The sequence below is a fragment of the Brevibacillus brevis genome (genome assembly GCF_001039275.2).
Classification (GTDB): Bacteria; Bacillota; Bacilli; order Brevibacillales; family Brevibacillaceae; genus Brevibacillus; species Brevibacillus brevis_C.
Map to the genome: position 1 here is coordinate 2,834,961 of NZ_CP030117.1, position 12,324 is coordinate 2,847,284.

The window sequence follows — 12,324 nt, forward strand, 5'->3', positions numbered from 1 at the left end:
AGGAGTAAGGAATGGTTTTACGAAAGACAGATCTGAATCCGGTTACGAAGAAATTTGTGGAGGAGTTTATCAGTGCAAGTGATCGAAACAAGCATTTGTATGATCAAATCGCTGATTACGTTGCGGGTGACACAGACGAATGCCCGGCAATCGCAGAGGACCCGCGGTTTTACAGCTATACGGTTCGATCCGAATTTGACAAGCTGAAAAAACGCGGCGAGGAGTTGGCCTTCTATCGAGCAGCTGTACTGATCTACAAGGCTAGCAATCGTTTTTACGATAAGAAAAATGTGATGGATGAGTGCTTCCTGGATCAGATCGAACTTCAAGGTATGAAGGACATCGATGATGCTGATATCCGAGCAACAGATCAGAAAGCAATGGAGGCCATGAGAAAAACAATCGAGCATTTCGGACATGCGTTGTTTGCCGAATTCTTGTTAAAAGCCGCGGAGGATTATCGCGTAAGTATCAGCCGTGATTACTCCTCGACATTTGATCGGGCCGAATTTTTGCTATTTATTTCGTATGCGTACACGATTTCTCCGAGCTTATTGGAAGAAGCAAAAGAAAAGCTTATGCCGAGCTACTATTACCTAGTTACAGGTGATACGCGCGAATATATAAAAGAGCTGCATGCCATTGCCAAAGAAGTCGTGACCATGCAGTTTTCGAGCAACAATTTTCTGACCAACGAGTCGTTGTATCCTTCATACGTCAAAGAGAAAAAGGCTGCGCTGCGAGAAAAGTATTATCCAGGAGAGCAGGTCAAGGAAGGCTCTCTTTTGAACCAGAAGCATTTGAAGCGGTATACGGAGCTGGTCATCAGCTTGCTGTATTTCCGCATTCACGTCAAAGGCGGGATCAATGCATTCCTGAAGAAGGAAGAGGAGATAGATCGGGAGCTGCACGACACTTTGCAGATCTTGTTTGACATGTTCCCGCTTGATATCTTGTCCGAAGATAAGCGACTTGCTGACCTCGTGCACATGGATGAGCCTTACGATCTACTGCTGGGCCTACGCGAGCATTTGCTATCCCCGCCGACAAATTGGGAGCAGGTGAAGCAACTGGCGCTGGAAGACGTAACCAAATCAAAACGAGCGCTTGAGCTTGCTTCGATCCCGATGGTTAAAGGATTTTTGCACAAAACGTTGGCGGCAGAAGGTGTGGATCTCTCCGAATTCCAGCCTTCTTTGGAAGGAATTATTCAAGACGCGCTGCGACGTGCAAAGGGCTCGACAAAGCTGGCGAACTATTTGGATGAAAAAGTTGTTCTAGAGGATGTGCTCGAGCATGTGCATCTGGAGGACTTACAACTCGTAAGACAGCAGATGATCCTGCTGAGCTTCTTGCCTGTGGACCATCCGTTTATTGCGCGTCTGATTCCGTTCATGTGCCAATACAAAGACAAGTCCAATCGAAGAGTAGGCCATATGTGCTTCGCTCATGCGTTCCAGGATCGATTGACAGCCTTCATTGATCATTACCGGAAGGACGAATCTGTAGATATTCAGACACTTTTCTATCAGATTTTATCGATCAAGGAGACGCACTATTATTACACAGACGTCAATGAAGAGGTGTATCGTTCGTTGGTCGTAGCGAATCCAGAAATGAGTCTGGCTCAATTTGACAAGCTGGACACGGAGCTTCGCGTGTTTGTGACGCAAACCCTTTTAGCGGCAAAGGAGACGCTATCAGAGGAATTGCGTAACCAAGCGATTTTGCTCGGGTTGGCTGACAGCTCGAAAAAAGTGAGCGGCCTCGCTGGTGCAGCGTTTCTTCAGGCCAAAGACAAGGAGCTTTATTTGCACGTCTATCAAACCGAGAAAAAAGCAAAGGTCAAGGAAATGGCGCTGGATGCGATTCGTTCCCTGGACAATAACAAGGAGATTTTCCAGGAGCTACTGACAAATGAAAAAAGCAGCAAATTTAAAACGCTGCTGCAAACATTTATCGACGCCGAGGAGCAAGGTCCGGATGCGAGCTTGACCCATTTGGGCAACCTGACCGACAAGCGCAAACTGACACGGATTAAATGGATGCCATTGGAGCGAATGCCAGTCCTTCGCGACCAAGACGGCAACGAGCTGGGTCAGGAAGTAATGGAGTACATGCTAACCGCTTCGATCGATTTCCCGACAGCGCCAAACCAGTTGGTACTTGACTTGAAACCGTCTCTGCAAGCGGCATCTGTTGCTGACTTTAGCGCAGAAGTTTTGCGCACATGGCTCGATAATGGAGCGGTCGCCAAAGAAAAATGGGTTATGCCGCTCTGCGTGGCTTTCGGAGACCGACGTATAGTCGATACGATTGGTCAATGGATTAAGGAGTGGACAGATCACTCTCGCGGAGCTTTGGCTGCGGATGGCGTGCGTGCCCTGTCGTTCTCGAATGATTTGACTGCGCTGCGTCTAATCGACCAGATCAAACGTACGATCAAAAACAGGCAAGTCAAATCAGCAGCAGAAGAGGCGCTGTCCATGGCGGCTGCGAATCAGAACATTTCCGCGATGGAATTGGAAGACCGACTGGTTACCACACTTGGTTTCGATGCGTCAGGCAAGCAAGTGTTTGACTACGGCGACCGTACCTTCACGGTCAAGGTGAGCAACGAGCTGGAGCTGGAAGTTACGAACGACAGCACAGGAAAAGCGGTCAAAAATCTGCCTGCGCCGTCGGCGAAAGACGATCAGGAGAAGGCAGAACAAGCGCGATTGACTTTTGCTCAATTGAAAAAAGACCTGAAAAATATGGTGAAAGTACAATCTCTTCGTCTGGAGGAGTCTCTGTCCAAATCGCGTTATTGGTCAAAGGCAGCATGGAAACGTCTCTTTGTGGAGAACGTGTTGATGCAAAAATTCGCAATCGGGCTAATCTGGGGCGTATACGAGGACGGAAAGCTCGTAGATACGTTCCGCTATATGGACGATGGGACATTTAACACCGTGGACGAGGATGAGTATGAGTTGGCAGATGAGCAGCTCATTGGTTTGATTCATCCACTGGAGCTGGACGAAGAGACGTTGAACGGCTGGCGTACTCAGCTGGAAGATTACGAAATTACGCAACCGTTCGAGCAAATGAATCGTGAAGCGTTCCTGCCTACGGAAGAAGAAATAAAAGCCAATGAATTGCTCCGCCTGCCTGTTGAATCGTATTCACCTACTGCTTTTGCGAAAATGATGGAGAAATTCGGTTGGGTCAAAGGAACGCCGCTCGATGCCGGTTATTATTACGAGTTTTACAAACTGTATGACGGTATGGTGGCTGAGTTGAAAATCAGCGGGGCGAGCATTTCGTATTGGGAAGGAATGGAGGATGTGAAGCTGGAATCGTTGGCTTTCTATCCGAATAAAGATGCCGAGTACAAGCATTTTTACTTCAAACCAGTGGATCGGCTGAAGCTCACTGATATTCCAACACGCATTTTCAGCGAAACCGTCTATGATGTTATGCGAGCAGCAGGAAAATAACGATGGCGGATTTCACATCGGAATTTCATCGGTTTATCGCGCTGTGCAACGAAGAGTATCTGATCAAATACGCGAACAAAGGAATTTACAACCGTTCTATCAAAGAAATGGAAAAAGGAATCACCGTTTCCTACGAGTTCGGGGATGATTACGTCGAGTGTGCGCTGTCAGATGACAGCGTATGCCGACTTTATGCGGATATTACTCGCTTTTCCTGCTCGTGTCCATCTGACAAGATATGCAAGCATGTCATCATCGCCATCGTCAACTATGCCCAAAACCATTTGCAAGCAGGGGCAGAGAGTGTGGAAGAGCTGGATACCTACAAGCCTGACTTTAGCTGGCTGTTGCAATTGCAGCCGTCTCACATCAGTAAGGCTTTTACTCCAGCGCAGCTAGAAGAAGTGCTGTTTCGCCTCGACTATTTCGAGGAGCTGGAGGTCGTTGAAACATCCTTTTTAACCATGACATTGCGCACCCAAGATATATCCGTATCTTTTGACAGTGAATCGGAGATCGGGAAGAGCATGTGCACCTGCAAGGCGAAGGGCAATTGCTTGCACAAGCTGGAGGTCATTTTACGCTATCGGGCCATGCATCAGCTACAGGATCGTGAGCAGTTACACGCATCCGTAACCGATGTCAGTTACGAAACAGATGTCGTAGCGGAAGCCAAATCACTGATCGCAGAGATTCTAGGCATTGGCTTGGCGAAGCTATCCCAGACGATTTGTACACGGCTGGAGCTGCTTGCTATCGCTGCGCATAACGGCAATCTTCCCCGCGTGGAAAAGGACATTCGCGGAATTCATGGGGAGCTGAACTTATTTTTTCAGCGTCATGTCAAGTTTTCAACAGAAGCGCTGCTCGATCGACTTTCCCGGGTGTATCTTAGCTTGCTTGCGCTAGAGAAGACCGATCACACTGAAGCGAAAAAGCAGTTGCTCGGCAGCTTCAAGAGTAAGTACCATATGGTTCCGCAGTTAAGTCTGTATGCCTTGGGAGCAAATCCATGGGAGACGCGCTCAGGGTACAAGGGGATTACGTATTACTTTTATTCGCTTACTGATCAACGGATATACACGTATACAGAAGCGCGTCCCGTCTATTATGAAGGCATATCCTTTTCCTTTAAGGACAGCTATAAAGGCAAGGTACCCTGGGGCGGGTTGATCTCGATGGAGGAGCTCTCACATTCCCAGGTCATCCTGACACAGGCGAAGACGAATCGGGAGCAGCGCTTGTCTTCCAGTGAGGAGACGCGGCTAACCCTTGTTCCCAGGGACAATATTGAAGAGCTAGATCTCGGCAAGGTGTTCGTTTGCGACTGGTCAAGTGATTGGAAGGATGCGGCAGGAGATATGTTTGAGACTGCGATGGACTCCGTTTTTATATTAAAAGCGAAGCAGTTCAACCAAGTCGATTTCGATCAGAAGACGCAGGAGCTGATTTTGACGATCGAAGACGAGCAATGTCATTCCCTCCAATTGAGCATCTCCTATCAGGGGGAATTTGCCCGCAATATACGTCATCTCGAACAAAACAAACGGCTCCTAGAATTGCGCGATGTGTATTTGCTTGTGCAAAAAATAGGAGATGGGCTTTATCCGATCAGCATCATGCAGGGCAAATCGCTGACGAGCTTTAAATTAGACCTATAACGGTGAGGGAGTGGACGTAAAATCATGGAGGAGTTATATTCCTTTACCGAAAAGCTGACGGATTGGCAGGAACGCTTGTTACTCAAAGGAATCCATAAACTTGATAAGCAAGATTTGCAGGAGCTGAAAAAACTGCAAGAGCTCGCGAACGAATACGATATGAGCTTCCTCGGCTCATTGATAGAAGACCTACATGTGGAAGGCAATCGTTATTTGCAGGAAGTAAAAGCGGATGCGGAGTTGTTGACACAGCAGTATTTGTATGTGGTGCAGTACGTCAATATGATGAAAAAGCCTTTAACACGATCATCGTAATAAGGTGTAGGAAAGGAAGAGAGATTCTTGAAGAGTCTCTCTTTTTTCTATGGCGGTACGTATAACTAGAATCCGGATGGTCGATTGTTTCAACCTGTGGTATCCTTTTTTTGGAAAGGGGTTGACTCCTGTGCAAGAGCATCTGATGCCATTTATTTTCCTCGGTCAGAAGCGGGAGCGAGAGTGTGGATAGAGCAACAAGCAGCCAGAGTCCCTGACGGAGACAACATGCGGCTTGCGATTGAAACCTTGGATGGAGAACTGGTAGGGACGATCAACTCGCATCACTGTGATCCCCGGAATGGAAATTTTCAATACGGGGTGGCCATTTTCCGCGACTATCATCGCAGAGGGTATGCTTCGGAAGCCGTAACCATTTTTCTCCGCTATTTTTTTCAGGAGCTGCGTACTGAGAAAGTGACGGCACATGTTTTTGCTTTTAACGAAACATCGAAACGATTGCAGGAACATCTCGGCTTTCAATTGGAGGGCACACTTCGAAATATGATCTATACGAACGGCCAACATTATGATGAATACATATATGGGCTGTTAAAAAGTGAATTTGTCAGCTAATCCTTGAATCACTCTCTCGCTACCACAGGGGGGAGTTTTTTGTTTATATACAAAGTTGTAAAGAAACTGAAAATAAAGGTAAACAAAGTGAAAATATAATGACTGAATATTATCTAAAATAAAACATGTTTGAATGCTAAAACATTTGCAACAAGAATTGGGGGAACACAGATGAAAAAGAAGAGCTTTTATCACACGTTGATTGCCATGACAATCGCAGTATCAGCGGCTTTGGCCGGGTGTTCGTCGGCGCAGGATACGTCCACTAGCGCTGGACAAGCAGGGGGTACTGCGGAAGCAGGCAAAACAGGAGGAACCCTCGTCATCGCTCGTCTGTCCGATGCGAACAACCTCGATCCGCATTTTCTATCTCAAATTCCTTCAGCAGCAATCGTTCATCACAAAGTATACGAAGGGCTTGTCCGCATGGATAAAGAAAGCAAATACGTCCCATCTCTGGCAAGTGAGTGGAAGCAGGTCGATGATTTGACATGGGAGTTCAAGCTGCGTCAAGGCGTGACGTTCCATGATGGCGCACCTTTCAATGCGGAAGCGGTAAAGGCAACGATCGCTCGCGTCCAGGACCCTGCCGTTGGCTCGAGCCGGATTAATATGTTTGAAGCAATCAAAGAGGTAAAAGTGGTAGACGAGTACACGGTACAGTTTCTTCTGAATTACCCGTATGCACCGCTCTTATCTGTTTTGGCGAGTGCAGAGGGAAGCATCATCAGCCCGAAAGCCATTGAACAATATGGAAAAGATTTGAGCAAGCATCCAACTGGCACGGGCCCGTACAAATTCGAAAAATGGACGCCGGGCCAAGAAGTGGTTCTCGTGAGAAACGATAGCTACTATGGCGGTACACCAAATTTGGATAAAGTCGTTTTCAAAACCGTACCGGAAGACACAACTCGCCTTGCCATGGTTGAGACAGGAGAAGTTCAAGTGGCAGAAAACCTGCCTGTGACGGACATCGATCGCGTACAAAATTCTCCATCCATGCAATTGGGTCGATACCCTGGGTTCTCTGTCGATCACATCGGATTGAATACAAAGAAAAAGCCATTTGATGATGTGCGTGTCCGCCAAGCCATTGCCCACGCAATCGACAAGAAGACCATTATTGAAGGCGTTTACAACAACGTGGGAACACCAGCTCACTCCTCGATTACACCAGCGATGGTTGGGTACAGTCCGAATGTAAAAGACATTCCGTATGACGTCGAGAAAGCGAAGCAATTGCTCGCAGAGGCTGGATATCCAAACGGCTTCAAAGCAAAAATCGCGTTGAATGACAACAAAGCACGGATTAGCGTAGCGGAGGTTTTGCAGCAACAACTGAAGCCAATCGGTATTGACTTGCAACTGGATGTTATGGAATTCGGGGCTTATATCGATGCAGCATCCAAAGGGGAGACAGACCTGTTCATGAGTGGATGGGGAAATGCTACGGGCGATCCCGATTACAACCAGGCCAACCTGTATCATTCGAAAGCACATGGCGCACCTGGTAATCATTCCTTCTACAATAATCCGGAAGTAGACAAGCTGATTGACGAAGGACGCAGAGAACCAGACGCAGAAAAACGCAAACAAATCTATGAAAAAGCACAACAAATCGAAATGAACGAAGCTCCGCTCATTCCGTTCCGATTCTCCGAGAACCTGGCTGCCATTCAAAAGAATGTACAGGGTGTATGGATTAGCCCTGCTGGCCATATCGAAATTGACGAAGTAACGATTCAGTAATACGCGGCGCCGCTGACATGCTTGTGTCAGTGGCGTTTTTTGGTTGAAAAGTGGAACGCCTTCCCCTAAGATAGATTATATTTTGTTGACCAGTGTAATACGGAGGTGAAATGGCGTGAAGCAAGGAAAAACGAATGCGATGCGGATATTGGATAAAGAAAAAATTGCATACACCATGCTGACATATGCAACTGATGATGGAAAAATCGACGGAATCGCTGTTGCCCAAAAGATCGGTCGCGAAGAGAGCGTTGTCTATAAAACATTGATTTCTCAAGGGACGAGCAAATCGTATTATGTGTTTGTCATTCCCGTTGAAGCCGAGCTTGATCTCAAAAAAGCGGCAAAAGCAGTCGGCGAGAAAAAGATCGAGATGATTCCCGTGAAAGAGATTACCAAAGTATCTGGCTATATTCGTGGTGGATGTTCGCCAATCGGGATGAAGAAATTGTTTCCTACTGTGATCGATCAACAAGCACAATCGTTAGAGACGATCATCGTCAGCGGCGGAAACATTGGCGTTCAGATCGAGATGGCAGTAGAGGGCTTGTTACAAGCAACGAAAGGCTCCTTGGCAGATGTATCTACATGGTAAAGCAAAAAGGCCGCGGCATTAGCTGGGGCCTTTTGTTGTTTAGGGAAAAAGTCCCTTCCAAACTTGGATAGGGGTGCCGCATGAGCAGCAGTTCAATTCACCAGCAAGATAAGGAAGGTGGGCAAGCAGCTTCTTATCCCCAATGGCAAGCGCACGTTGGTATAATTCCTGAAGTCCGCTGTCATTTGTCATGTCCGGTCTTTTGGCGATGATTGAAAGTCGTTTCCCTTTATCGTGAAAAACGGGATCTTCTTCGTAACCGTACAAGACATCCTCTTCCTCATCTGGCCATATATAGATAGACTGCTCGCACGTTGGACACACCGTTACATATTCGTCTCCCTCTGAAAAAGTGAGGAGCATGTTTGCAATGTCTTTGTCCCCACGAAACGCAGCGTCCGCGGCTAGTATGTAGCGCTTGTCTGCTTCATGCTCTCCCATTGATACTTGGTGAAGGAGTGATTCTGTCTGCTCTGTCAGTAATAGAATAGCACGTCGGTATTCTAGACAGATTTCTCTTAAGGTTTCTGGTTCTAGTTGTGTCTGATCTCGTAAAAACTCCGATGGCACATCCAAATGAGGCGCATTTTCGCTACTGGCTTCGAAAATGCCGCAGGTTATGAAGATGTCCAACAAAATATCGGGGCTCTCTGCTTTTAGAGCGATCTCTACCAAATAGGGAAGTGCAGCATATGTACATGGATAAATCGTATTTTGATGAAACAGGAGCTCCCAATACAACTCTTCTTTTTCCTCGGAAAAATAGTCGTGCTGAATATGCTGAAATGTGCCACTATTCCCCTATCATAGTAAAACTTTTTCCATTCCGCTATAATTTGCCCCTTATTCAGAGAGGGGTGAGGGGTATGCTCGTCGGTTTCTTCCCCGGTATGATATGGAAGTTGTTGTATCCGACTATACATTTTACCGATCAGAGAGTATCACTCTATCTACGAAAAGCCCTTTGGTAGAGCTTACTTTTTGTGTAAAAGGGGAAAGAGGCATAAGCGTGCAAGGCAAAGAGCACCCGTTGCTGCCAGGCAAGCAATAATAACGCGTACGATCACCTTCATGTATACTTAAGTATAAGCGGAACGAATCGGTAAGCAACTAAAGGAGATCCATACGTAATGAAACCAGACCGTATAAAGTTTCCGGCGGGATTTTGGGCGGGATTACAACGAATAGGGATTGCCCCCCACGATCTAGTTCGCAAAGCGCGCCTGCCGCTCACCATTCTTACAGAACCAGCTGTAGTCACGACTGCCCAATATTTCAGCATCTGGCAAGCGTACTCTGATCTTGTTGGTGACATTGCTACCGGAATCATCAAGCTTTCAACCGCCTTTGAAACGGCACAATACCCACCGACTGTTTTAGCGACCTATCATGCTCGTGACTATCGCGACGCGCTTAATCGAATGGCCCGGTACAAACAACTGTGCCCTCCGGAAAGGTTGCGTATAACAGAGGAGGGCGAGCGCTGTACAATCGAATTGGAGTGGATGTATAGCGAGCAACCCGGACCACCAGTCCTGGTTGGAACCACACTCGCCTTTCTTTTAGAACTTGGGCGACGGGGCACGGGCAAGCGATTAACTGCACAGTCCGTTGAATTTTCTCACGCGATGGGAGATGTAACTGCCCTTGAGGCTTACTTCGGTTGCCCTATACGGATTGGTGCCACCGAGAACCGATTAACGCTCCATCGACGCGATTTGGACGGCGTCTTTCTTTCGTATAACAAAGAATTGTTGGAGATATTGACACCTGTATTGGACCGATCATTGGATGAACAGTGCAGTCATTCCATTGCTGAGATGGTCAAGTGGAGCTTGAAACGAAGTCTATCCGGAGGCCGCCTAGATATTCGAGCTATTGCCAGCGAGCTGGGCATGAGTGATCGTACCTTGCAGCGCCGTCTTACGGATGAATGCACAACGTTCAAGCAACTGTTAACACAGGCTCGACATGAACAGGCGCGAGAATACTTAGCCGATCCCAAGCTCGATATAAAAGAAGTGGCTTTCTTGCTTGGATATGAAGATCAGAACTCATTCTACCGGGCCTTTCGGCTTTGGGAAGGCGATACACCTTCCCATTGGCGTTCCGAATACTTTCGGGTCAATTCTGCCGTCAAATTCCCAAGCTAACGGTTCCAAGCAGGGCTACCATTTTCTCTGTTTCCATAATTGGCGGGTCCAGCAAGAAATTTGGCATTGTACGCTAGTTACCGAACGATCCAGACAAAGTACGATAATCTCTATCCGGAGCACAAGAATGTTCCAAGATGAACTTCTAGTCAGCTTGCCGTGAATGACTACAAAGGAGACAAGTGTTATGGATATGGGATTAAGGAACAAAACTGCTTTAGTTACTGGATCGACGAAAGGTATCGGGAAAGCAATTGCCATTGAGCTTGCCAGAGAAGGCGTCAATGTCCTCGTAAATGGACGGAATGATGAAGAGGTAGAACGAATCGTAAATGAATTGAAGTCGGAATTCCCGGATACTTCTCCTCAGAATGCTACGGCTGATATTGTAGATAAGAAGCAAAGAGAAGCATTATTTGAGAAATATCCCCACGTGGATATTCTCGTTAACAATATGGGTATTTATGAGATCATGTCCTATGAAGACGTTGACGATGAAGTATGGGAAAAATACTTCCGAACAAATGTCCTTGCCGCTAATGGATTATCTAAATTTTACTTGCCTACCATGTTGAAGAACAATTATGGACGAATCATCTTTATAGCAAGTGAAGAAGCGATCATGCCTTCGGGACAAATGCCTCAGTATTGCATGACGAAATCTATGCTTTTATCACTGTCAAAAAGCCTATCTAAACAAACGATTGGAACGGAAGTCACCTCCAATACAATCATGCCAGGACCAACGCTTTCCGAAAATGTATATCAAATCATTGATCGTTTGTTCCCTGATGATATGGCATTTTCGGAAAAAGAGAATCAATTTATGGCCGCAAACCTGCCCCAATCCGAATTACAGCGGTTTATCAGGCCTTTTGAAATAGGGAGGTTGGTAGCATTCGTATCCAGCCCTTATGCAACCGCATTTAAAGGTTCACCTATCCGTATGGATGGGGGCATGGTGCCAACTATTTTTTAACATGAATTCCATGTATCGATCAGAATTGAAAAAGGGCAAAGCCGGTTAGGACTATGGGAGACAGACCGGGTAGATACCCCTTATCACGTTTCGTTACGTCATGTTGCCTTTCAAATTGATCGCATAGATATGGATGAAGCGAAGAAGTGGTTGGAACAGAAGGGGATAGAGGTAATAACTAGCTTCGGTTTTCCACCAGAAAAACAGCCGCGAGCCCTGCCAATACCGAGATTGACGCGACCAAGCGCCAGGGAAGCCAGCACACGGGAATTTTCTGCAACGGAATGAAGATACACAAAAGTCCTGATGCATCTGTTCATCAGGACTTTTTCTTGCGCTTACTCTGTTTGAAACGAACCGAGTATCTCCAGGTAGTGAGAATTGTACATGATACCGAGGACATTCCCAAACGGATCAAGGACTGAAGCCGTTATGAATCCGTCACCACGCTGGATCAGGGGTTCGTACTCTCTAGCTCCCATGGATAACAACTTATCCAGTACGGATTCGATATCGTCGACGTGCCAGTACATCACAGCGCCACCCGGACCAGGTACCGCAGCAGCAGGTGCGAAACGGCGATCAATGAGGCCTAGTTCGTGCTTGTAGTCTCCAATGCGAAACTCGACATAGGCGAGCTGCCCATCCGGTCCAGACCGCTCGAAGTACGGTGCAATGCCCAATAATTCCGTGTACCACTTTTTTGCCGCCTGCACATCATCCGCCCAATAACTGATGGTAGCAAAGCCCCGTAAGGTTTGGTTGTAGCTCATCATCGAAATTCCTCCTTCAAATGGATGGTACTTTCGATTATAAG

Annotated in this window: 10 protein-coding genes; 8 read left to right on the forward strand and 2 right to left on the reverse strand. The window is 46.9% G+C overall.

What is annotated here, in order from left to right; genetic code table 11:
* The first annotated feature begins 11 nt into the window (after positions 1-11).
* The 6 genes from AB432_RS14305 (at position 12) to ybaK (ending at position 8,375) form a co-directional block, all read left to right on the forward strand.
* Positions 12-3,479, forward strand: coding sequence for a DUF4132 domain-containing protein (locus AB432_RS14305; protein WP_048032843.1), 3,468 nt, complete (start codon positions 12-14; stop codon positions 3,477-3,479).
* A gap of 2 nt (positions 3,480-3,481) precedes the next feature.
* Positions 3,482-5,140: a hypothetical protein gene (locus AB432_RS14310; protein WP_048032844.1), complete on the forward strand. Its 1,659-nt coding sequence runs from the start codon at positions 3,482-3,484 to the stop codon at positions 5,138-5,140.
* Between the two features lie 24 nt (positions 5,141-5,164).
* Positions 5,165-5,455 carry a hypothetical protein gene (locus tag AB432_RS14315; protein ID WP_048032845.1) on the forward strand — a complete coding sequence of 97 codons (291 nt, stop codon included), beginning with the start codon at positions 5,165-5,167 and terminating at the stop codon, positions 5,453-5,455.
* Between the two features lie 96 nt (positions 5,456-5,551).
* Complete coding sequence (locus AB432_RS14320) at positions 5,552-6,031, forward strand: GNAT family N-acetyltransferase (RefSeq protein ID WP_053079660.1); 480 nt, start codon at positions 5,552-5,554, stop codon at positions 6,029-6,031.
* 171 nt (positions 6,032-6,202) lie between these two features.
* Entirely contained in the window at positions 6,203-7,780 is a 1,578-nt protein-coding gene (locus tag AB432_RS14325; RefSeq protein WP_048032847.1) for a glutathione ABC transporter substrate-binding protein, read from the forward strand.
* A gap of 115 nt (positions 7,781-7,895) precedes the next feature.
* Positions 7,896-8,375 (forward strand): Cys-tRNA(Pro) deacylase, encoded by a 480-nt coding sequence (gene ybaK / locus AB432_RS14330; RefSeq protein ID WP_048032848.1) that lies wholly within the window; start codon positions 7,896-7,898, stop codon positions 8,373-8,375.
* Positions 8,376-8,414: 39 nt separating this feature from the next.
* Here ybaK and AB432_RS14335 read toward each other — a convergent pair whose 3' ends face one another.
* Positions 8,415-9,116, reverse strand: coding sequence for a hypothetical protein (locus AB432_RS14335; RefSeq protein ID WP_235617691.1), 702 nt, complete (start codon positions 9,114-9,116; stop codon positions 8,415-8,417).
* Positions 9,117-9,505: 389 nt separating this feature from the next.
* Between AB432_RS14335 and AB432_RS14345 the strand changes: the two genes are divergently transcribed.
* Together AB432_RS14345 and AB432_RS14350 are read left to right on the forward strand one after the other, a co-directional pair.
* A complete protein-coding gene (locus AB432_RS14345; protein WP_048032849.1) occupies positions 9,506-10,528 on the forward strand; it encodes an AraC family transcriptional regulator in 1,023 nt (340 codons plus the stop codon).
* Positions 10,529-10,715: 187 nt separating this feature from the next.
* Positions 10,716-11,507, forward strand: a complete 792-nt coding sequence (locus AB432_RS14350) for an SDR family NAD(P)-dependent oxidoreductase (RefSeq protein ID WP_048032850.1) — start codon at positions 10,716-10,718, stop codon at positions 11,505-11,507.
* A 338-nt stretch (positions 11,508-11,845) separates the two neighbouring features.
* Here the strand turns inward: AB432_RS14350 and AB432_RS14355 are convergent, their stop codons facing one another.
* On the reverse strand, positions 11,846-12,280 hold the full coding sequence (locus AB432_RS14355) for a VOC family protein (protein ID WP_048035809.1): 435 nt from the start codon (positions 12,278-12,280) through the stop codon (positions 11,846-11,848).
* Positions 12,281-12,324: the final 44 nt, after the last annotated feature.